Raw genomic sequence first — 20412 nt, forward strand, 5'->3', positions numbered from 1 at the left:
ATCAAGCCTTACCGGCGCAGACCGGTGATGGTCCAGCGAATTTCGGCGATGGATCAGATCGACAGCAGTGATGGGTCGATCTCGAATTGTGCACTGCAAACACTCGATCTTTTCTTTCAAATCGCTTAAGAACAAATCATGTCTATGTTCTCCCGCCTGTTCGACGCGATTGGTGAAACAGCGTCCACTGCCTTTTCTGGTGTTGTCGAAGCCGTACGAACGGTCTTCGCCGGCGATCCGGAAACACGGCGCAAGGTTGCGTTTTCCGTGGCGGTGATTGCGCTGTCGGCCAAAATGGCCAAGGCGGACGGCGTTGTTGCGCCTGAAGAAGTCCGGGCATTCCAGGAGATTTTCGCCATACCGCAGGCCGAGGCAGGCAATGTGGCTCGGCTTTACAATCTGGCCAAGCAGGATGTGGCTGGCTATGAAGCCTATGCCCAGCGAGTGGCGGGGATGTGTGGTTCGGGCCAGAGCAATTGCGCGATGCTTGAGGACGTTTTGGACGGTTTGTTCCATATCGCCAAGGCCGACGGGTTGATCCACGAAAAGGAACTCGAGTTCATCGCCAATGTAGCCGATATCTTCCACGTCGATGAAATCCATTTTGACCGGATCCTGGCGCGCCACGTTCATCCCGACGGGATCGATCCCTATGCGGTGCTTGGTCTGCCGGACTCGACTCCATTTGATGAAGTCAAGAAACGTTACCGCGCGTTGGCCGCCGACAGCCATCCCGACAGCATGCGCGCCCGCGGCGTGCCGGAATCGTTTTTGTCGATCGCCAATGACCGGATGGCGGCGCTTAACGACGCCTATGCGGTGATCGAGAAAGCCCGAACAGCGGCATGAATGAGTTTCAGCCGGATTTTGCCGCAGCCCGAATTCGCCCCTCGCCGAATTGTGGCGAGCGCAGGAACGGCCGGGTGCCTGACATGATGATCCTGCATTATACTGGCATGCCGACTGCCCAGGCCGCGCTTGACTGGCTGTGCACCGAAGAAAGCCAGGTGTCTTCGCATTATTTTGTTGATGAGGCGGGGCTGGTTACCCAGCTCGTGCCTGAAAGCGGCCGCGCCTGGCATGCAGGCCAAAGCCACTGGAAAGGCGAGACTGACCTCAATTCAGCCTCGATCGGCATTGAAATCGCCAATCCCGGTCATGCAGGGGGGTCGCCACCTTTTCATGAGGCCCAGATCGACGCGGTGATTGCGCTGTGCCGTGACATCATAGATCGCCACAATCTGCCTGCCGAGCGGGTGCTGGCACATTCAGACATCGCGCCGCTGCGCAAGCAGGATCCGGGTGAATGCTTTCCCTGGGAGCGGCTGCATAAGGCAGGTATCGGCCATTGGGTCGAGCCGATGCCGGTTGGCGGCGGCCGGTTTTTCCAGGAGGGCGACACGGGCCAGCCGGTGGAGGCGCTGCAGACCATGCTGTCGCTTTATGGCTACAATGTCCGCGTAGACGGCGCCTTCGATGCCGAGACCACCGCAGCGATCTGCGCCTTCCAGCGCCATTTCCGGCCTGAGCGGGTTGATGGCATCGCCGATGCGTCAACCATCGGTACTTTGCACAAACTGCTGACCGCTCTACCGGGCGGTGTGTGAGCAGAATGCCCGCCCTTTAACGGCGAAGTGTTACAGGCTGATATTTTTGTTTATTGCAATGCAGCATTTTTTGGTTGCCTGACCTTAATTCCGCCTGCCTGTGGCCCGATTGAGTTGGCTTCAACGTTCGGACCGGCGACGGCATGAGGCCTCTACCGGTTACGGACCGACAAGAAACGCGCCAGGGGCATGCCCCATCCTCGTCAATCAACGGGTTGGCAAGGCGCTATCGGAGTAAATCAAAACATGCGTCGAATTTTCTCGGCTGCTGCGGCGGCCCTGCTTAGTGTTGTGCTTTCAGGTTGCGAAACCACTGCAATATCGGGCGAAACCACAGGATCCATCTCCAAGAGCGCGATCAAGGGATCTGAGCTGAGCTTCGGCTATTCCGCCCGTCCTTATGGGAAATTGATCTCAAAATATGCCAAAACCCACGGCGTTCCTGAATCTCTTGCCCATGCGGTGATTTCCGTTGAGAGCAACTACCGCGCCAATGCCCGCGGTTCAGCCGGCGAAGTCGGTCTTATGCAGATCAAACCGGCAACGGCTCGGATGATGGGATATCGCGGCTCGACCAAGGCGCTTTACAATCCCGAGACCAATATCAAGTTCGGCATGCTTTATCTTGCCAAAGCGCATCAACTCGGCGGCGGCACCACCTGTGGCACCATTCTCAAATACAATGCCGGGCATGCAGCCAAACGCATGAACCCGGTGTCCAAGCGCTATTGCGGCAAGGTTACCCGCCTTATGAAATAGGCGGATTTTCTCCGTGTTCCGGGTTGATAACTCGGATCGCGGGAAAAGGTTCCGGAAAAAAGCAGAATAAAAATCACGGCCGCCGATCAGGCGGCCGTATTTCATGATGAACGGCTCTAGCGGACCAGCCTTGCGACGCCTTCACTCGAGCCGCGGGCAGCGCCAGGTCCTTCATAGGGCGACAGTTTCCAGTTGGCCGAGTTGATGATGATCGAATTGACAACCAGCGATATCTGGCTGGATTGGGTGGTTGTTGAATTGTAGGTCACGTCGCGGTTGGGCAGGTGAATTATGCCTGTCAGGTCCTCGCCAAGAGATCCGTTGAAGACATATTGCTGCTTGTGGGCATTGTTTGCGGCATCCGATGTTTTTTCAAACATCAGAACACCGGCATAGTCGCCGCTGGTCGGGGCCGAGGCGGTGAGTTTCAGCGCGCCATTGGCCCGGATCTCGCTGGTGACGTCGGGGTAGTAGAAGGTCACCCCTTTGGCGACTACGGTTGATCCGGCATTGAGGATCATTCGGCCCTTGATGATGTGCAGCCCCGGTTTGAATGTCACGGTGGGGCTGCCGTTGAATGTCGTGTTGCAGTGAACACCCGGGTTGAGCGAAAATGTGTTGCCGCTCAAGGTGCCCTGGGTGGCGCAGATCGACGGGACGTTCGGCTCGGCGATCAGATCGACATAGGGGTCGTCCGCGACAGCGCACTCCATCTCGAGATTGGTCAGGGTGCCGCCATTCTTGAGGAAGGTCTTGCCTTTGACGCAGAATTTCACGGTCTCGATCGTCGAGTCGCTGTTCATGATGAAGGCCGGGGATTGGGTCGAGTGAACGTGGACTTCGCACTGCTTGGCATCAAGTTTTGCGCCGGAGTTGATCAGCACGGCCTGGTCCTTGTTTCCAAGCGCGTAGATGCAACCGGCGGCGTCAGCAGGCGCTGCCTCCGACAAGATTGCCGTCGATGTGACGCTGATGGGGATGTTCATCAGGTGGACGATCTTGAGAAACGCAGTGGGATGCGGCATTTGCAGGTTCGCGGTCAGGCTCCCGTCACTGTTTGCCACCAGTGCAAGGGACATGCCGGCCTCCAGCAGGTCCTGCTCGGACATGGTGGAATCGGCCATGTCGCGAATGTGGGATCGTGCTTTTTCAGCTTGCTCGCCTGCTTCGGTCTCATGCACGGCCGCCAGAACGGCGGCATCGAGCTCGTCCTGATACATGGTTTTCTGGCCCATGGCATGGACGATATCGACCACGCCTCCGACCACCAGGATCAAAAGTGGAATAAGAAGCGCTATGACGATGCCCAGATTGCCGCCGCCATCAGCGTGCAAGCGAGTGATGCGTCGCGAAGTTCCTGATTTGAGCTTGTCAGTAAACACCAGGCGTGGAGCTCCAAAATCCGTCGTTGCCAGACCATACCCAAAATAACCGAATAATCCGTGAACAGACGCGGATTGCTTATGGATCTGCAGCGATTGACGCCAATTCGCCCCCTTTGGCCCGGCGTGGACACGCGGCTTGACGGCAGCGCCCGGTTGGTGGAGCGCTGCCGATTGATCAGACTATGTATCAGACCCTTGTTTCAAGCAGTCCCCAGCGGTTGCCGCCAGACCCCTTGCGGTGGATGAGCAAGGCCACTGTCAGCGCCAGCACCAGCAGTTCGGCAACGATGCCGGCGTACCAGATTCCCGGCTCGCCGAACCAGAACGGGAGCAAGGCCGTCAAAGGCAGTGCAAACAGATAGGTTCTCGACAAACCAAGGAGCGCTGCCCGGGGCGCGTCGCCAATTGCCTGAAAATAGGCGCCGATCATCATCAGCGGCCCGAAAACAAACATGGTCATCACCACATAGGGGATGATCCGGGCAATCTCGGCGGCTATGCCGATGTCATTGATGAAGATGAAGCCGATCTTTGTTCGGGTCAGAAGGAATGCAAGCTCCACGGCAAGGCAGTAAAAAAAGGCCATCACCACCGCCAGAACGATGCTCCTGTCTGTCCGTGCCCACAATCTCGCGCCAAAATTGTTGCCGGCTATTGTCTGGAACGCCATGCTCAGCCCCAGCAAGGGCAGGAACGAGAAGGTCATCAGCCGGGTGATGATGCCGAAAGCGCCGGCAGTGGCCGCATAATGGTTCGTGGCCCAAAGCTGCAGACAGTAGAGCGTCAGCCCAGCCGAGAGTGACAGCCCGATATAGCCCAGGCTTGATGGTGCGCCCAGAGCCAGTAGTTCGCCCCAATGCCCCCACCCGGACCATAGCGGTGTCTGCCGCGTTGACGTCTTCGGGGTGACGGTTTTGCGGTAGAGGATCACCGCGGTCATCGAGCATAGCTGGGCCAGCACGGTTCCGTAAGCTGAACCGGCGACGCCCGCGCCAAGCTCGACGATAAAGAGATAGTCGAACCCGATGTTGAGCAGGGCCGACATCAGCGTGATTGCCGCCATCGCCGTCAGCAAGCCTTCGCTGCGCAGGGCGGCGATGTTGATCGAGAGCACGAACACCAGCGGCGAAAACAGGATCAGGATGGAGATATAGGTGTAGCCCATCCCGGCCAACGCCGCATCGCCATTTGCGGCCATCAGGCTCAAGGCCGCTCCGGAGGCCCAGAACAGCACGATCAAAACAGCGCAAACAACCAGCGCCAACTGGACCGCCTGAGAGAACACAGTGCGTGCCATGTAGCGCTGGTCGCCGCCAAGCAGCCGCGCAAAGACGCTGGCGAAGCCGTTCGACACCAGCGTCGAAAGCGCCACCAGCAGCATGTAGAGCGGGAACATCAGAGTGACCGCGGTGAGCGCATCGGCCCCGACATAGGCGCCGAGGAAATAGGCATCGACCACGGTGAACAGGCCATTGACGCCCATCACAACGATGATTGGCGTGGCGGTTCTGGCAAACAGACCAGCGATGGAGCCGGTCAGATAGATATTTGATTCTGGTGTCGACAATCCTGTCATCACAAACCTCATTCAGTGTCTGGATGCGGAAAACATGAGGGGCGCTCGCATTGCCATCAGACCGCATTCAACTGAAATCGGTGGATGAGAGTGTCGCGAAGGACTTCACCGTGGACTAGCCAGTGAGCGGCAGGGGCCTTCACCCTGAACGCTCGATAATGCGGCGTGCAGAGGATGTCAATTGGAGCTTGTGTCGACGGACCGGCATTTGTCTGGTCATCGCCGTCTTCATGGTCTAAGGAGAGCGCGCCAGTCGGCCGGGCAGCCGCGCTTTGCAACGTCGAAAGACAGCAGGGCGAGGAAAGTCCGGGCTCCACGGATAAACGGTGCCGGATAACGTCCGGCGGGGGCGACCCTAGGGAAAGTGCCACAGAAAGTAAACCGCCCCGCCTTCTGATTGCCGGTGCCTGATTTAAGGTTTGGCCGGCGATGAGATGGCGGGGTAAGGGTGAAAGGGTGGGGTAAGAGCCCACCGCGCGACCGGCAACGGAAGCGGCACGGTAAACCCCACCGGGAGCAAGACCGAATAGGGATGACGCAGGTCGCAAGTCCGGCCCTTTTTCCGGGGTTGATCATCCGGGTAGGTTGCTTGAGGTGCGCAGTAATGCGTAACCCAGAGGAATGGCTGCCACGTCTTCGTCTTTGGGCGGAGGCCTTACAGAACCCGGCTTACAGGCCGACTGGCACTTTCATCTTTTGACTCGATCCGGCGCACAAACACGCCGCGGCGCCCGCGGCGTCGTTGACAGCGTTGCCGCGTTATCGGTCCGGAACCAATCATCATCTGCGCCGTTAAGCGCCAGACGGGACAGAAAAGCTCTGGTTCCCGCCAGGATCAGGTCAATCTCGACCCCTGTAACCATGACTCGAAGCCGAACCAATATCATTGTTTTGAAAGGAAATGTGCCATGAAGACCCTGTCCGACGCCTTTGAACACACTCTGCAAGACATCTATTACGCCGAGAATGCACTGGTCAAAGCGCTTCCGAAAGTCCAGGCGGCTGCCAGCGGCAAGAAGCTGAAGGATGCAATTGCTGAACATCTCGAAGAGACCAAAGGCCAGGTCAAAACTCTTGAAAAGGTGTTTAAATCCATCGGCAAGAAGGCGTCCGGCGAGAAATGCGACGCCATCGAAGGCCTGATCAAGGAAACTGACGGCATCATCGAAGAAGCGACCGGCGTGGCCAAGAACGCCGCCCTGATCGCCGCTGCCCAAGCCGTCGAGCACTACGAGATCGCCCGCTATGGCACGTTGCGTGAATGGGCCAAGGTGCTCGGTCACACCGAAGCTCACGACCTGCTGTCTGGTATCCTCGACCAGGAAAAAGCTGCCAACAGCAAGCTGACCAATCTCGCGGTTTCGTCGGTCAACGCAGAGTAGGGTGCAACCCGGACGTCGTTCCAAACAGAACCATCCGGCGGGTGAGCCATGGTTGCCGGCTCACCCGTTTCCCATCGTGGCTGCTGCCTCGAGATCAATCGCCTTCGGTGATCTTGACCTTGTCAGGCCAGAACGCAAAATGCCCGTCGAGTTGCTTTGAAACGTCAAATGGCCGGTCGTAGGTCCATGCAATTTCATTGCCATTGAGGGCCAAGTAACTGGCATCGCCCTTCAACGGGCAGTGAGTGGATTTCTCGACCGGATCGAGTGTCGGGATGATGTCGGCTGCAGGAATGTAAATTGCCGGATCATACAGGGATTTTCCCATCTCCATGACGCGGAGTGCATTTTGTGTTTCTGCAATCAGGCTACCGTCAACATAGACGCGAACCGTTCGTTTGATCGGCCTTATGACCATAAGATGGTTCGGGTTCGCGGGGTTTCGAATGGCACCTTCCAGTGATGGGAAGTTGCTGCCAGCTGAACCTGAAGTCTGCATTGTGTCACCCTTTTTCGCGCTTTGTGCCGCATGTTGGCGTTGGTATGATTTAGCACCAGATCGTTTGATTTGATATGGCTATGGGCACCGCCGCGTGAGGACTGCGAGGATCTCCGGCTGCGCCTGCCGGTGAGACGGAGAATGACGCAATCAGGCAAGCGAAACTGTCCGTCCTGGGTGTTAAATCCGAACCATGACCCATGATGATGAAGACGAACAGCCGGGATCGGAGGCTTGTTTCGCTCATTTGCTGGTCGACGGTCACGTCGTCGATCCGCAGACCTGGAAAGATGTCTCCACCTTCCGGAAATCCGAACGCCAACGGCTTTATGCCGCGCGACAGGCTGTGTCGCTTGATGATCGCAAGGCGATGTCCGCACGCATTTCGGCGCGGTTGACGGATATGCTGGCTGATGTTTCGGACCGGACTATCGCGGTGTACTGGCCGATCCGAGGCGAACTCAATCTGCACCCATGGATGGTCGAGGCCAGCGAGCGTGGGGCGCAGATCTGTCTGCCTGTGGTGGTGGAGAAAAACCAGCCGGTGGAGTTTCACCGTTGGACACCGAACTGTGCGATGGCAAAAGGCATCTGGAACATTCCGGTGCCGGCTGTCCCCGAGCCGGTCGTCCCGGATGTGGTGATCGTGCCGCTTCTCGGCGTGGATGAGCAAGGTTTTCGCCTTGGCAATGGCGGTGGGTATTATGACCGGACCCTGACGCGTCTCGCTGGCGATCTCCTCATCATCGGTGTCGGGCAACCCTTTGCCCGCATGAAGACGATTTTCCCGATGCCATGGGATATTCCGATGAAAACGATTGTGCTGGGTGACGGCACCAGCTTCGAGGCCAAGCCGGGGAAAGCCAGCTAGCCAACTTCGCGAGCGATGTGGATCAGGAAATGTTCAATCGGCCAATGCCAGACCGGCGCCATTTATCTCGCGCAACAGCTTGCGCTTCATGGCGGTCTCGTAGTCGTCAAAACCGGAGGCGACCATGACAAAGGCCCCTGGTCCATGGATCACTTCGGCCCGGTAATAGGCAACCGGATCGGGGTCGGCGCCCCGGATGACGAGGCCGTTGACGGTGACGTTGGAGAAATCAAAGTTCCGATAGGCAAGCAGCGGCTCGAAGCCTTCGTTGTTGACGCCATCGCCGGAGACGTCGATGACCGCGCGGGCGCAGTTCAATGGGGCCTTGCGCAGTCGGGTGGCGGCATGGCCCAGGGCATAGCCCAGAGCGGTGGGGAATTCTGTATGGACGCGTTGATGGGTCTCTATACGGTCGGCGAACTTGGAAATGTCGGCGTCGCCCGCAAGTAGCGACCAAGGGGCAATGTCCACCTGCTGGTCGCGGCCACTCCATTCCAGCGCCATCGCCTGAATGCCACCGGCGGCAATGATCGAGCGGCGCACCGCGGGATCACGCAGGGCGCGCGCCAGACCACCGGTCTGCAGGGTGAATTCGGCGGGATTGACACTGGACGACACATCCAGCGCCAGCACCAGTGACAGACCGCAAGGGGATTGCGCCGAGGCGGGCGCGGGCACAAGTCCGGCGAAGACCGATACTATGCCTGTGAAAATGGCGGATATGCCTGCAATCCGGATGGTGTGCCCTCATCGTTGCCGTGGTGCATCCGTCGCCGGACGCGCTTGCCACATCATTGCCCAATCCAGCCGGAAAGCCAAACGTCACGGAAATCGATGCAGTGAGGCCGGGCAGATCGGCCGACACAGGCGGTGGTTCTTGGTTCAGGCCCGGCATTTTTCCGACGCGAAAGATCTGTTGATCGAAATCAATGCAGCGTTTTGCCAAGCTGCGCAGTTTGTCGCTGAATTATCTGACACCTCTGTGCAAGGAACAAAATCATGATTTTGTCGACCAAATCCGTTTTGCTCATCCTGTCGGTGATCGGGGTCGCCAGTGCCGGGAGTGGGCCGGCATTGGCAGGCGATTGCACCGGTCATGTCGTCGGGGTCAAGCCGATCAGTCAGTACAATCACGCAAAAGGCACTGGTTTTCTGGCCGTCCGCACCGGGCCGGGGTCGAGTTACCAGCAGACTGGCGAGGTCTATCGCGGCGACGAGGTCTCGGTCTATGACCGGCGCGGCAACTGGTATGCGATCACCTGCATGTCGGGTCAATGCATGCGGCCGTTGTGGGGACAACCCACCCCCTCGGGTTGGGTGTCACGCACATATATTGATGCTGCGGGTGTCTGCCCCTGAGCGCTTGGCCGGGTTCTCCCGGGTTGAAAGGCTCAGAACCAGCGTTGCAAATCGTTGCCAATTGCAAATTGCGATCCGGCAAATTTCATGCGAAGACCGCGCTTGAGGATCAAAATATGGTCTCAAACGCTGTAGGGAGAAAGCATTTGCAGAATAAAACGGTATTTCTGGCAATTGGCCTGTGCGCCAGTCTGTTTGCCTCGAGCGCGCTTGCAGAAACGCGCATCACCTATAAATCCGCCAAAACCGGTTCGTCATACTACCAAATGGGAGTGCAACTCGCCGAAGCGATGAAAGCCGGTACCAATGGCGATATCATTGTCACTGTTGAAGAGAGCCAGGGCTCGGTCCAGAACGTGATGGAAACCAAGGCGCGCGGTGGCGATTACGTGTTCACAACGCCGCCGGTGCTGGTCAAGCTGGCGCAGGGCGGAAAAGCCATGTTCGAGGGCAAGGGCGACCCGAAGTTTGACGAGATCCGGGCGCTGTTTCCGATCCCGTCGCTGACCATGCATTTCGTCATGTCAGCCGACAGCGGCGTCACCGATTTCGCCGGCATGGAAGGCAAGACCATTCTTCTGGGCAAGGGCTCGTTCGGAGCCACCGAAGGTGAAAAATATCTCGCGCTGTTCGGTCTGGAAGGCAAGGTCACCCTGGCCGAAGTCGAACTGTCCAATGCGGTTCCGGCGCTCAAGAACGGCCAGATCGACGGTTTTGTCACCGCCGGATCATGGCCTGCGCCGAACGTCATTGAAGCCGCAGCCTCGACTGACGTTGTGGTGCTGTCGCTCAGCGACGAGCAGATCGCGGAGTCGAAGCGGTCGAAGCTGGTCATTCCCGCCGGCACCTATAGCGGCCAGACCGCCGACATCACCACCACCTCGCTGCCGGTCGCAGCCTTTACCACCACCGCAATGAGCGATGATGCTGCCTATCAGCTGACCAAGACTTTTTGGGAAAGCAAGGCGGCCATGAGCGAAGGCGCACCCTGGTGGAAAGGCGTCGACACCGAGTTGATGGCCAACATCACCAGCAAGCTGCATCCCGGCGCCATCCGCTATTACACCGAAGCCGGTGTCGAGCTGACAGCCGACCAGCAGTAAGCCCTGCACTGTGCTCCCCGGCTTCAAACCGGGGAGCACAGCCTGCGACTTTCAAGAACATCTCAAAAAACACCGGGAGCCTGTCGGATGCGAATGGCCATGATTGCCAGCGCCGCCTGTCTGGTGGCATTTCATCTGGGCCTGATCTTTTGGGGACTGGTTCCAAACCTGGTCAGTCGCCCGCTGCATCTGGCGCTCGCCTTGCCGTGGATCTTCCTGTTTGCCGAAGGTGGCAAAGCCAGCCGCTGGTCCGGCATGGTACTGTGCGCTCTCGGCATCGCCGCAAGCATCTGGGTCGCCTGGCAGCATTCGGCGCTGGGCGATCAATACGGTTTTCTCGAAGGCAATTTCCAGACCGGTATAGCTGTCATTCTGCTCGTGGTGGTGCTTGAAGCGGCGCGCCGGGCGATCAGCTGGCCGCTGCCGCTGGTGGCGTTGCTGGCGCTGCTTTACGGTCTGTTCGGCCAGCATATTCCGGGTGAATTTGGCCATTCCGGCACGCCGCTTGCCAGTTTTCTCGGCACGCTGACCATCGCCGAAGGCGGCATCTGGGGCAGCCTGGCCGGTGTCTCGGTCAGCGTCGTGGCGATTTTCGTCATTTTCGGTGCCGTGCTGAACGCTGGTGAAGCCGGGCAGGGCTTCATGAATATTGCGTCTGCTGCCGCCGGCCGGCTCAAGGGCGGAGCCGCCAAGGTGTCGGTGATCTCCTCGGCGCTGTTTGGTTCGATCTCCGGTTCGGCTTCGGCCAATGTCGCCTCAACCGGCGCGATCACGCTGCCGGCGATGACCAAGCTCGGCTATCCAAAACGGCTGGCAGCAGCCGTGGAGGCGGTGGCGTCTTCGGGCGGGCAGATCATGCCACCGCTGATGGGCGCGGGTGCCTTCGTCATGGTTGAACTCACCGGGGTTTCCTACACAGCCATCATGGCAGCCGCGGTGCTGCCGGCGCTGTTGTATTTCTTCGCCGTCTGGGTCGGCATCAATGCCTATGCCGGTCGCTATGATCTGGCCGGCCTTGCCGAAGAAGACCGTCCTTCGCTGCGCGCCGTCATCATCACCTCGGCGTTCTTTGCCGTTCCCTTTGCGGTGCTGATGTGGGGCATGTTCGTCACCGGCATGACGCCGCAATATGCCGCCAGCATGGCGATCCTCGTCGGCTTCGTGATGCTGTTCTTTCATGCCGACGGGACATTCAGTCTGGGACGCAGCCTCGACAGGCTGGAGAATGCGCTGATCAACGCCTCGCGTCAGGTGTCGATGATCGCCGCCATCATCCTGTGCGCCTCGATCATCATCGGGGTGCTGTCGATCACCGGGCTGGGGGTCAAGATCACCTCGCTGATCCTGTCGGCCTCGGGCGGGTTGTTGTGGCCGTCCCTGCTGCTGACAGCACTTGCCTGTCTGGTGCTTGGCATGGAAGTGCCGACCACGGCGGCCTATGTGATCTGCGTCTCGGTCGCGGGGCCGGCCTTGTCGAAGCTCGGTCTGGAGCCGCTGCAGGCGCATCTGTTCGTGTTCTGGTTTGCTCTGTTGTCGACGATCACGCCACCGGTCTGCGGCGCGGTGTTCATCGCCGCCGGCATGGTCGGCGAAAACTGGTTGAAAGTCGCCATGACCGCCATGAGCCTCGGCGTCGGGCTTTATATCATTCCGCTGACAATGATTGCCAACCCATCAATCATCGCGATTGCAACAGAGCCGTTTGCTGCCATCCTGGCACTCGTCCAGATCGGGCTGGGCCTGGCGCTGATTTCCTATGCGCTGATCGGGGTGTTCAAGCCCTTGCCCCGCGTCGGCCTTGGAGTGGCGGGGTTTCTGGTGCTGTTCGGACCGGTGATGCTGGCGGGTTGAGAGGTGACTGACAGCGGGGTTTCCCGGTAGTGGGCTTCCGGTGATACACTGATCCGTGTTGCCAGACCGGATCGTTCGTCGCGACGAGACATGTTGCCGTCACTGAAAGCCAGCCAGGAGGATTTGATGATTTCAAAACGCAAGACCGGCATGCTTGAGGTGCTGTTGGCGCTGGTGCTGACAACAGGCCCATCCATGGCGGCCGAGGATTCAAGAGAGCTGGTCGAGATGCCTGCCATGATGCAGGAGCACATGCTCGCCAACATGCGGGATCATTTGAAAGCGCTGGACGAGATACTCGGCGCTCTCGCTCAAGGCAATGTTGATGACGCAGGCAGGATTGCCGAAAACAGGCTCGGCATGTCATCGCTTGATCTGCATGGCGCCGCCCATATCGCAAAATTCATGCCGGAAGCGATGGCGGACGCGGGGACGGAGATGCACCGGGCGGCCAGCCGGTTTGTGATCGTGGCGCAAGACGCGGAATTGGCGCCTGGCAAGGAAGCCCAGCGCCTGGTCTATGGCGCACTCCAGGAGGTGACCTCTGCCTGCAATGCCTGCCATCAGGCTTACAGGGTCAGATAAGGATCAGGAGTGCAACGAGGCAGCTTTGGCGCAGTGTTGTAGATAGATGGCGATACCGACCCAGACTGCCGAGCGCAAAATCATTGCGCCCACAGTGCGCATCTCATAGGCGCCGCCTGCAAAGATATGCCAGCCGAACAGTGCAAAGACCGCGACAATGGCAACCGCCAAACCGGCAGAAAGCCTGCGGGCCCAGTCCTTGTGCCGCGCGATCCCGAGTGCGGCCCCGACATAGGCAAACCCGGACAGGAAATTGAACCACAGGACGAAGGGCACGACCTTGCCGGCGGCGGCTTGCGCCTCGGGGCCGCCGAAAAGCACCCGTCCACCCGACACGATGGTCAGAACTCCGAATATCAGAGCAAAGCCGGCCACAAGACGAGGCCTCGTCGCACCCTGCTTTTCATCTGCCATATCCGGTCTCCTTCGGTCCAACCCGGCTACCTTGCGATGAACGGTATTCGAATCCCAGCGAGGAAACGTTCATGCACTGCCTGCCGCGTTAGCGGCAGCATGCCATGTATGCGCGCGCGTTGCGATTGATTGGGTTGTGGCGGGAACGGGGCAAATCGCCTCACCAGAGCCCGGTTCAGGCATCTTCATGCCTAACACTTCGTTAATCTTGACAGGATATTAATGGGGCAAAGTCGTGGTTGAGATGGGAGTGGTTCCCATTGACGCCCATGGTGGCCCATGTTATCCCAAACGCCAAAGATCAGCAGGCGGGTATCCGCCGTTTCCTCCCTCATCGGACTGTGGTTCCAGCCAGGAACCGCGCAGGTGGTTTTCGCCGCCAAGAGTCCTGCCTGTGCGGAAGAGCGGTGGCAAAGCGGGGGATCAATGACGTGGGGCCAGAAGGCGGAAGCGGCGGTACAGAGTCATGAACCGGTTCCTGTCGAACGCGACAAACAGGATCGACGCGAAGGGACGGGTTTCCGTGCCCTCGATGTTTCGTGCCGTGCTGGCGCGGGCGGCGGTCGAAGAGCTTTACGCCTGGCAGGATTTCGTGTTTCCGGCGGTCTCGATGGCCGGACCGGAGGTGCTGGATCGCTTCGAGCGGATGATGGGATCGCAGGATCCGTTTTCGGCCGAGGCCAACGAGATGTCGCTGCTTATTCATGGCGGTGGCGTGTTCATGAAGCTCGACGGCGAGGGTCGGCTTTTGGTGACGGATTTCATCCGCGATTTCACGGGCATCACCGACAGGGTGACGTTCGCGGGGCGGGGGGACCATTTTCAACTCTGGGAGCCGGCTGCATTCGAGGACATGCAGTCTCGCGCCCGGAAAGAACGAACGGCCAGGACCTGACCGTTCACAACGGATGGAGACGCGGAATGACGGTGGACAAGGGCGACGGTGACACTGACGCCCATGGCGGACCAGCCCGCCATATTCCGGTTCTTCTTCCTGAGGTGCTGGCAGCTCTTGCGCCCGCACCCGGCGAGACCATTGTCGATGGCACCTTCGGGGCAGGCGGTTACACGGCAGCCATTCTCGAGACCGGCGCGGACGTCATCGCCTTCGATCGCGATCCCGACGCGATTGCTGCCGGTGCGGCGATGGTCGAGGCATCAGGCGGCAGGCTCAAACTCATTCATGACCGGTTTTCCGAGCTGCTCGAGCATGTCGAGGAGGCCAGCCTTGATGGCGTGGTACTCGATATTGGCGTGTCCTCGATGCAGATCGACGAAGCCGAACGTGGTTTTTCGTTCATGCGCGACGGACCGCTCGACATGCGCATGGGACAATCCGGCGTCAGCGCCGCCGATGTGGTCAACCGCGCCAAGGCGACGGACATGACCCGGATTTTCGGAATCCTCGGCGAAGAGCGCCATGCCGGACGCATTGCCCGCGCCATTGAAACCGAACGGCAGAAAGCCCGGTTCGAAACCACGCGGCAACTGGCGGGACTGATCGAGAAAGTTTCGCCGCGGCGGCCGCAGGACAAGATCCATCCCGCGACCCGGGTGTTCCAGGCACTGCGCACCTATGTCAATGACGAGCTTGGGGAACTGGCGCGCACCCTGTTTGCCGCCGAGCGAGCGCTCAAGCCCGGTGGCCGGCTGGTGGTGGTGTCTTTTCATTCGCTGGAAGACCGCATCGTCAAACGCTTTTTCCAGGACCGCGCCGGCAAGGCTTCGGGCTCGCGGCATCTGCCGATGGTGGCCGAAAAGGTCTCCACCTTCACGCTGATCGGCAAGCAGCCGGTGAAAGCCACCGACGCCGAGTGCGAGATCAATCCGCGTTCCCGGTCCGGCAAGCTGCGGGCAGGCCTGCGTACGGCTGCTCCGGCGGAAAAAACCAGCACCGACATCCTTCCCGTTCCCAACCTTGCCGCGCTCGCGGCACATGGAGGCTGAGCCATGTTGCGAACTCTCGACCTGGTGTTGGTTGGTGCGATGATAGCCGCCGCGACGGTCACCTATCAGATCAAGCACGCAGCCGAAGAGAAGCTGTCTGTCGTGCGCGAACTTCAGGCTGAAATCAGGCTGCAGGAAGAAACCCTCGACCTTCTGGAGGCTGACTGGAGTCTGCTCAACCAGCCCTCCCGGCTGCAGCGGCTCTCGACAGCATTTGAAGCGGATCTCGGTTTGAAGCCAATTGAACCAACGCAAATGGCTCAGCCGGAAGAATTGGCGGCCAAGGCCAGCGACTTCGAGCCGGTAGTGGCTGAAGGCGAGACCGACGCGGCTCTGACAACGGGATCGGTAAAACCATGAGAACCCTGGGACACTTCATTTCCGGCGGCGGGACAAGCCACAATCCGACCGAGGGCAGCAACCGGTCACAGCTTGAGTTTGAAGGCGTGCGCAAGGCGCAGGGCGCTCAGGCCAGAAACCGCATCATCATCGCCATTGCCTGTTTCGGTTTGATTTATTCCATCATCGGCGGCCGGCTGGTGCAATACGGGTTGCGTTCGCCGGAAACCGTGTCGTCGATCCGGCGCGCCGACCAGTTGCTGATCTCGCGCCCGGACCTTGTCGATCGCAATGGCGAGGTGCTGGCCACCGACATTCGCACCGTGTCGCTGTTTGCCGAACCCAACAAGATCGTCGATGCCGATGAAGCCGTCGAGTTGCTGGCTACCGTTTTGCCCGATCTCGACATGCCCGGCATACATCGCAAGCTGTCGTCAAACTCCAGGTTCCAATGGCTGCGTCGGCAACTCACGCCCAAGCAGCAAAGCCAGATCCTGTCGCTGGGTATTCCCGGCATTGGCTTCAGGCCCGAAACCAGGCGGTTTTATCCGGGCGGTCCGACCGCCTCGCATATTGTCGGTCACGTCAATATCGACAATCGCGGCATCGCCGGCATGGAGAAATATGTCGATGGGCAGGGGCTCGGCGATCTCGCCGCCGCCGGCATGACGGTCAATGAAGATATGAAGCCGGTCAAGCTGTCGCTCGATCTCCGTGTCCAGCATGTGCTGCGCGACGAGCTTGCCGCTGCGATGGATCGCTACAAGGCGATTGCCGCGGCCGGTGTCGTGCTCAATGTCCACACCGGTGAAGTGGTCGGCATGTCGTCGCTGCCTGATTACGATCCCAACAATCCTGTCGAAGCGCTGCAAAAGGACCGGCTCAACCGGATGTCGGCGGGAACCTATGAAATGGGCTCCACTTTCAAGGCTTTCACCACGGCAATGGCGCTTGATTCGGGCAAGGTGAAAATCACTGATTCATTTGACGCGCGCGGATCGATCCGCATCGGCGGCTTTACCATCAGGGACTTCCACGGCAAGAACCGGGTGCTCACCGTGCCGGAGATCTTTATCTATTCTTCCAATATCGGCACCGCCCGCATGGCCGACCTCGTCGGCATCGATGGACATCAGGAGTTCTTGACCCGTATGGGGCTGTTGACGCGGATGCAGACCGAGCTGCCGGAAGTGGCAACGCCGCACCAGCCCGATGTCTGGAAAAAGATCAATTCGATCACCATTTCCTTTGGCCATGGCGTATCGACAACGCCGTTGCAGACTGCAGTTGCCGCAGCGGCGCTGATGAATGGCGGCAAGCTGATCGAACCAACCTTTCTGCCGCGAACTGTTGCGGAAGCCGACAAAGTTGCTGTCAATGTGATCGCGCCATCGACCAGTGAGAGCATGCGCTACCTGATGGAGCTCAATGTCGCCAAGGGCTCCGGACGACGCGCAGAGGTTGACGGTTTTCATGTCGGCGGCAAGACCGGCACAGCGGAAAAAGTGGTCAATGGCCGCTATTCCTCAGCCGTGCGTTTCAATGCCTTCCTCTCGGCATTCCCGATCGACGACCCTCAATATGTGGTGCTGGTGGTGGTTGATGAACCCAAACCCGAGGAAGGCCAACATTACGCAACTGCTGGCATGAATGCGGCGCCCATGGTGAGCGCCATCATTCGGCGCTCTGCAGGCTTCCTCGGCGTCAAGCCGCAATTCGGAAACGGTACGCAGGAACTGTCTTTGTCATACTGAAAACACATGTGGCGGCCAGGGCATCGTCAGCTACAATCGAAACGCAACCCGCCGCGCCAACGAAAGACCAGTGCATTCCATGAAACTGTCCGCCTTGATTTCCGCCCTGCCGCCAGAAACCTTTACCACCGGGCAGGCGGCCGTGCCTGATCTGTCCGTGACCGGGCTGACAGCCGACAGCCGGGCGGTTGAACCGGGAAATGTGTTTTTTGCCCTGGCGGGTGTGAAGACCGATGGCGCAAAATATGCCCTGCAGGCCATCACCAGTGGCGCCGTGGCAATTGTTGCAGCACCTGATGCCGAGCTTTCAGACATAGCTATTCCTGTGCTGCGGGCGACAGATCCGCGGCTGGCGCTGGCGCGGATGGCGGCGGCGTTGTTCGGACCGCAGCCGCGCGTGATTGCGGCAGTTACTGGTACGGCTGGCAAAACCTCGGTCGCCTCCTTCCTACGCCAGATATGGGCCCATGCAGGTGAACAGGCGGCCATGATCGGAACCACCGGAGTTGTAGCGCCCGGGCGGATTGATTATGCCACCCTGACCACGCCCGATCCTGTGGCACTGCACCGGCTTCTCGCCGACCTCGCCAGCGAAGGCGTCACCCATGCGGCGATGGAAGCATCGAGCCATGGTCTCGACCAGCGCCGGCTTGATGGTGTGGCGCTCGGCGTTGCGGGATTTACCAATCTGGGTCGCGATCATCTCGACTATCATCCGAGCATGGACGACTATTTTGCCGCCAAGATGCGGCTGTTCGATACGCTTCTGCCCAAGGGCGCGCCGGCGGTGATCTTTGCCGATGATGCCTGGTCGGAACGCGCCGTCGAAGCCGCCGAACGCGCAGGCTCCAGGGTGCTCACCGTTGGCCGCAAGGGCGGTTTTTTGAGCCTCAAGCGGGTCGAGCATCTGCGCCACAAGCAAATTGCCGAAGTTCACTATGACGGCCGCATCTTCGAGGTGCATCTGCCGCTGGCCGGTGATTTCCAGATCTCCAACGCGTTGGTCGCCGCCGGCATGGCAATCGCCACCGGTACATCCGCCGATCAGGTGATGGCGGCACTCGAACATCTGACCGGTGCGTCCGGACGGCTCGAGTTGATCGGTTCGACGGCTGAAGGTGCGCCTGCCTATGTGGATTATGCCCACAAGCCTGAAGCGCTCGAAAATGTGCTTGAAGCGGTACGCCCTTTTACGACCGGCAAGATTATCGTGGTGTTTGGCTGCGGTGGTGACCGGGATCGCGGCAAGCGTCCGATCATGGGTGAAATAGCCAATCGTCTGGCTGATGTGGCGATCGTCACCGATGACAATCCGCGTTCCGAGAACCCGGCGGCCATCCGCGCCGAGATCATGCAGGCCGCCACTGGGGCGACAGAAATCGGTGACCGGGCAGAGGCAATCAGGCAGGCGGTCGTCCAACTGAAGGCCGGCGATACGCTGATTGTTGCAGGCAAGGGACATGAGCAAGGACAGACCGTGGGCGACAAGGTCCTGCCGTTTTCCGATCACGCCGAAATTCGCAAGGCGCTGGAGGGTCTCAAGGCATGAGCCAATTGTGGACCACACAAGACATGGTCGATGCCATGACCGGACGCCCGGTCGGGGCGCTTCCCGAAGGCGTTGACGGCATCTCGATTGACAGCCGTACGGCAGGGGCCGGCGATGCGTTCTTCGCCATCAAGGGCGACCGGTTTGACGGTCATGATTTTGCCAGCGTGGCGGTGGCCAATGGCGCAAGTCTGCTGGTGGTGTCTGAATCAAAATTGCCGGCACTTGGCCGGGTGACTGCGCCAATGATCGTCGTCAACGATGTTCTGGCCGCCCTTGAGGATCTGGGTCGGGCGTCGCGGGCGCGGTCAGAGGCCAAGATCATCGCCATCACCGGCTCGGTCGGCAAGACCTCGAGCAAGGAAATGCTGCGCCATGCGCTGGAACCGAGCGGTGAGGTCCATGCTTCCGCCGCGTCGTTCAACAATCACTGGGGCGTTCCGCTGACGCTGGCCCGAATGCCCATGACTGCCAAGTTCGGCGTGTTCGAGATCGGCATGAACCATCCGGGAGAGATCCGTCCGCTGGCGGACATGGTACGGCCGCAGGTTGCCATCATCACCACAATTGCTGCGGCCCATATGGGCAATTTCAAGAACCTGACCGAGATTGCAGCGGCGAAGGCAGAGATCATGGAAGGGCTGGGCAAGCAGGGGCACTTGCTTCTCAACCGTGACAACGAGAAATATGGTTGGCTCAGAAAACGTGCCGGTGAATACGGCGTTGGCCATGTCCATTCCTTCGGCGAAAACCCGAAGGCCGACTATCGCTTGCTCAATTGCAAGCTGCTGGCAGATTGTTCGACCATTACGGCCCGCATCGGTAGTGAAGATGTTGTCGTCAAGATCGGCGCGCCGGGCCGTCACCTGGTTCAGAACGCGCTCGCGGTTCTGGGCGCGGCGCAGCTTGTTGGCGCGGATCTGGCGAAAGCTATTCATGCACTGGCGGCGATATCGGCTGAAAAGGGCCGCGGCGCCCGCCACACGCTCAAAATTGATGGCGGCAGCTTCGTGCTGATCGACGAAAGTTACAATGCCAACCCGGCTTCGATGCGCGCCGCACTGGAATTGCTGCGCGACACGCCGGTACGGCTACGAGGGCGGCGCATTGCAGTGCTGGGCGACATGCTGGAAATGGGACGTTTCGGCGAACGAGTCCACCGTGATCTGGCGGCGCCACTGCGCAGCGCCAATGTCGATATGGTGTGCCTTGCGGGGACGGAAATGCCGGCGCTGCGCGACGAACTCGGAACAGATGTCGAGACGATCTACCGCGAAGATGCGAGCGGGCTGACAGAGCATCTCAAGTCCGTGCTTCGTGACGGCGATGTGGTGATGGTCAAGTCTTCGCTCGGTCTCGGCTTCGGACGCATCGTCAAGGCGTTGCTTGACAAGTATACGGCGCTGTCTGACAGCAGCACACAAGATTAAGC

20 protein-coding genes and 1 other RNA gene are annotated in these 20412 nt (G+C 59.5%); 16 read left to right on the top strand and 5 right to left on the bottom strand.

Annotated elements, in window-relative coordinates; genetic code table 11:
- Positions 1-138 precede the first annotated feature (138 nt).
- From IMCC20628_RS04200 to IMCC20628_RS04210, 3 genes are all read left to right on the top strand, one after another.
- Positions 139-849 (top strand): DnaJ family molecular chaperone, encoded by a 711-nt coding sequence (locus IMCC20628_RS04200; protein WP_047029171.1) that lies wholly within the window; start codon positions 139-141, stop codon positions 847-849.
- Entirely contained in the window at positions 846-1607 is a 762-nt protein-coding gene (locus IMCC20628_RS04205) for an N-acetylmuramoyl-L-alanine amidase (protein WP_047029172.1), read from the top strand. Before IMCC20628_RS04200 ends, IMCC20628_RS04205 begins: the two co-directional genes overlap by 4 nt.
- A gap of 246 nt (positions 1608-1853) precedes the next feature.
- Positions 1854-2366 (top strand): transglycosylase SLT domain-containing protein, encoded by a 513-nt coding sequence (locus IMCC20628_RS04210; protein ID WP_047029173.1) that lies wholly within the window; start codon positions 1854-1856, stop codon positions 2364-2366.
- A gap of 116 nt (positions 2367-2482) precedes the next feature.
- On the opposite strand, the gene IMCC20628_RS04215 is transcribed toward IMCC20628_RS04210, so the two are convergent.
- Positions 2483-3748 (bottom strand): pilus assembly protein TadG-related protein, encoded by a 1266-nt coding sequence (locus IMCC20628_RS04215; RefSeq protein ID WP_082127994.1) that lies wholly within the window; start codon positions 3746-3748, stop codon positions 2483-2485.
- Positions 3749-3938: 190 nt separating this feature from the next.
- A complete protein-coding gene (locus tag IMCC20628_RS04220; RefSeq protein ID WP_047029174.1) occupies positions 3939-5327 on the bottom strand; it encodes an MATE family efflux transporter in 1389 nt (462 codons plus the stop codon).
- A 249-nt stretch (positions 5328-5576) separates the two neighbouring features.
- Between IMCC20628_RS04220 and rnpB the strand changes: the two genes are divergently transcribed.
- Positions 5577-6015: RNase P RNA component class A (gene rnpB / locus IMCC20628_RS24440), an RNA gene on the top strand.
- A gap of 220 nt (positions 6016-6235) precedes the next feature.
- Positions 6236-6709, top strand: a complete 474-nt coding sequence (locus IMCC20628_RS04225; RefSeq protein WP_047029175.1) for a ferritin-like domain-containing protein — start codon at positions 6236-6238, stop codon at positions 6707-6709.
- A gap of 94 nt (positions 6710-6803) precedes the next feature.
- On the opposite strand, the gene IMCC20628_RS25560 is transcribed toward IMCC20628_RS04225, so the two are convergent.
- Positions 6804-7208, bottom strand: a complete 405-nt coding sequence (locus tag IMCC20628_RS25560; RefSeq protein ID WP_052766291.1) for a DUF427 domain-containing protein — start codon at positions 7206-7208, stop codon at positions 6804-6806.
- Between the two features lie 193 nt (positions 7209-7401).
- Here IMCC20628_RS25560 and IMCC20628_RS04235 point away from each other — a divergent pair, with 193 nt between their 5' ends.
- A complete protein-coding gene (locus IMCC20628_RS04235) occupies positions 7402-8079 on the top strand; it encodes a 5-formyltetrahydrofolate cyclo-ligase (protein WP_047029176.1) in 678 nt (225 codons plus the stop codon).
- 33 nt (positions 8080-8112) lie between these two features.
- Here the strand turns inward: IMCC20628_RS04235 and IMCC20628_RS04240 are convergent, their stop codons facing one another.
- Positions 8113-8757 carry a DUF1194 domain-containing protein gene (locus IMCC20628_RS04240; RefSeq protein WP_245307874.1) on the bottom strand — a complete coding sequence of 215 codons (645 nt, stop codon included), beginning with the start codon at positions 8755-8757 and terminating at the stop codon, positions 8113-8115.
- A gap of 321 nt (positions 8758-9078) precedes the next feature.
- Here IMCC20628_RS04240 and IMCC20628_RS04245 point away from each other — a divergent pair, with 321 nt between their 5' ends.
- The 4 genes from IMCC20628_RS04245 (at position 9079) to IMCC20628_RS04260 (ending at position 12977) form a co-directional block, all read left to right on the top strand.
- A complete protein-coding gene (locus tag IMCC20628_RS04245) occupies positions 9079-9438 on the top strand; it encodes an SH3 domain-containing protein (RefSeq protein WP_052766292.1) in 360 nt (119 codons plus the stop codon).
- 146 nt (positions 9439-9584) lie between these two features.
- The gene (locus tag IMCC20628_RS04250; RefSeq protein WP_047029178.1) at positions 9585-10541 is read left to right on the top strand and encodes a TAXI family TRAP transporter solute-binding subunit; all 957 of its coding nucleotides are present in this window, start codon (positions 9585-9587) and stop codon (positions 10539-10541) included.
- A 99-nt stretch (positions 10542-10640) separates the two neighbouring features.
- A complete protein-coding gene (locus IMCC20628_RS04255) occupies positions 10641-12392 on the top strand; it encodes a TRAP transporter fused permease subunit (RefSeq protein WP_047032248.1) in 1752 nt (583 codons plus the stop codon).
- A gap of 126 nt (positions 12393-12518) precedes the next feature.
- Positions 12519-12977 (top strand): hypothetical protein, encoded by a 459-nt coding sequence (locus IMCC20628_RS04260; RefSeq protein ID WP_197078389.1) that lies wholly within the window; start codon positions 12519-12521, stop codon positions 12975-12977.
- A 3-nt stretch (positions 12978-12980) separates the two neighbouring features.
- Here the strand turns inward: IMCC20628_RS04260 and IMCC20628_RS04265 are convergent, their stop codons facing one another.
- Positions 12981-13391, bottom strand: coding sequence for a hypothetical protein (locus IMCC20628_RS04265; protein WP_047029179.1), 411 nt, complete (start codon positions 13389-13391; stop codon positions 12981-12983).
- A 466-nt stretch (positions 13392-13857) separates the two neighbouring features.
- Between IMCC20628_RS04265 and mraZ the strand changes: the two genes are divergently transcribed.
- The 6 genes from mraZ to IMCC20628_RS04295 all read left to right on the top strand — a co-directional run bounded on the left by mraZ (position 13858) and on the right by IMCC20628_RS04295 (position 20410).
- Positions 13858-14286 (top strand): division/cell wall cluster transcriptional repressor MraZ, encoded by a 429-nt coding sequence (gene mraZ / locus IMCC20628_RS04270; RefSeq protein ID WP_047029180.1) that lies wholly within the window; start codon positions 13858-13860, stop codon positions 14284-14286.
- Positions 14287-14312: 26 nt separating this feature from the next.
- On the top strand, positions 14313-15338 hold the full coding sequence (gene rsmH / locus IMCC20628_RS04275) for a 16S rRNA (cytosine(1402)-N(4))-methyltransferase RsmH (RefSeq protein WP_047029181.1): 1026 nt from the start codon (positions 14313-14315) through the stop codon (positions 15336-15338).
- Between the two features lie 3 nt (positions 15339-15341).
- Positions 15342-15698 carry a hypothetical protein gene (locus IMCC20628_RS04280; protein WP_047029182.1) on the top strand — a complete coding sequence of 119 codons (357 nt, stop codon included), beginning with the start codon at positions 15342-15344 and terminating at the stop codon, positions 15696-15698.
- Positions 15695-17431 (top strand): penicillin-binding protein 2, encoded by a 1737-nt coding sequence (locus IMCC20628_RS04285; RefSeq protein WP_052766293.1) that lies wholly within the window; start codon positions 15695-15697, stop codon positions 17429-17431. The genes IMCC20628_RS04280 and IMCC20628_RS04285 overlap by 4 nt, the downstream gene beginning before the upstream one ends.
- Before the next feature lie 79 nt (positions 17432-17510).
- Positions 17511-18980, top strand: coding sequence for a UDP-N-acetylmuramoyl-L-alanyl-D-glutamate--2,6-diaminopimelate ligase (locus IMCC20628_RS04290; protein ID WP_047029183.1), 1470 nt, complete (start codon positions 17511-17513; stop codon positions 18978-18980).
- Positions 18977-20410 carry a UDP-N-acetylmuramoylalanyl-D-glutamyl-2,6-diaminopimelate--D-alanyl-D-alanine ligase gene (locus IMCC20628_RS04295; RefSeq protein WP_047029184.1) on the top strand — a complete coding sequence of 478 codons (1434 nt, stop codon included), beginning with the start codon at positions 18977-18979 and terminating at the stop codon, positions 20408-20410. The genes IMCC20628_RS04290 and IMCC20628_RS04295 overlap by 4 nt, the downstream gene beginning before the upstream one ends.
- Positions 20411-20412 lie beyond the last annotated feature (2 nt).

This window comes from Hoeflea sp. IMCC20628 (assembly GCF_001011155.1).
In the GTDB taxonomy this organism is placed as follows: domain Bacteria; phylum Pseudomonadota; class Alphaproteobacteria; order Rhizobiales; family Rhizobiaceae; genus Hoeflea.

Excerpts from the sequence above, each read along its gene's own strand:
- IMCC20628_RS04205 (WP_047029172.1), top strand. The coding sequence starts at position 846 with ATGAATGAGTTTCAGCCGGATTTTGCCGCAGCCCGAATTCGCCCCTCG.
- IMCC20628_RS04210 (WP_047029173.1), top strand. The coding sequence starts at position 1,854 with ATGCGTCGAATTTTCTCGGCTGCTGCGGCGGCCCTGCTTAGTGTTGTG.
- IMCC20628_RS04285 (WP_052766293.1), top strand. The coding sequence starts at position 15,695 with ATGAGAACCCTGGGACACTTCATTTCCGGCGGCGGGACAAGCCACAAT.
- IMCC20628_RS25560 (WP_052766291.1), bottom strand. The coding sequence starts at position 7,208 with ATGCAGACTTCAGGTTCAGCTGGCAGCAACTTCCCATCACTGGAAGGT.
- rsmH (WP_047029181.1), top strand. The coding sequence starts at position 14,313 with ATGACGGTGGACAAGGGCGACGGTGACACTGACGCCCATGGCGGACCA.
- IMCC20628_RS04280 (WP_047029182.1), top strand. The coding sequence starts at position 15,342 with ATGTTGCGAACTCTCGACCTGGTGTTGGTTGGTGCGATGATAGCCGCC.
- IMCC20628_RS04225 (WP_047029175.1), top strand. The coding sequence starts at position 6,236 with ATGAAGACCCTGTCCGACGCCTTTGAACACACTCTGCAAGACATCTAT.
- IMCC20628_RS04245 (WP_052766292.1), top strand. The coding sequence starts at position 9,079 with ATGATTTTGTCGACCAAATCCGTTTTGCTCATCCTGTCGGTGATCGGG.
- IMCC20628_RS04295 (WP_047029184.1), top strand. The coding sequence starts at position 18,977 with ATGAGCCAATTGTGGACCACACAAGACATGGTCGATGCCATGACCGGA.
- IMCC20628_RS04220 (WP_047029174.1), bottom strand. The coding sequence starts at position 5,327 with ATGACAGGATTGTCGACACCAGAATCAAATATCTATCTGACCGGCTCC.
- IMCC20628_RS04265 (WP_047029179.1), bottom strand. The coding sequence starts at position 13,391 with ATGGCAGATGAAAAGCAGGGTGCGACGAGGCCTCGTCTTGTGGCCGGC.
- IMCC20628_RS04200 (WP_047029171.1), top strand. The coding sequence starts at position 139 with ATGTCTATGTTCTCCCGCCTGTTCGACGCGATTGGTGAAACAGCGTCC.
- mraZ (WP_047029180.1), top strand. The coding sequence starts at position 13,858 with ATGAACCGGTTCCTGTCGAACGCGACAAACAGGATCGACGCGAAGGGA.
- IMCC20628_RS04235 (WP_047029176.1), top strand. The coding sequence starts at position 7,402 with ATGACCCATGATGATGAAGACGAACAGCCGGGATCGGAGGCTTGTTTC.
- IMCC20628_RS04290 (WP_047029183.1), top strand. The coding sequence starts at position 17,511 with ATGAAACTGTCCGCCTTGATTTCCGCCCTGCCGCCAGAAACCTTTACC.
- IMCC20628_RS04255 (WP_047032248.1), top strand. The coding sequence starts at position 10,641 with ATGATTGCCAGCGCCGCCTGTCTGGTGGCATTTCATCTGGGCCTGATC.
- IMCC20628_RS04260 (WP_197078389.1), top strand. The coding sequence starts at position 12,519 with ATGATTTCAAAACGCAAGACCGGCATGCTTGAGGTGCTGTTGGCGCTG.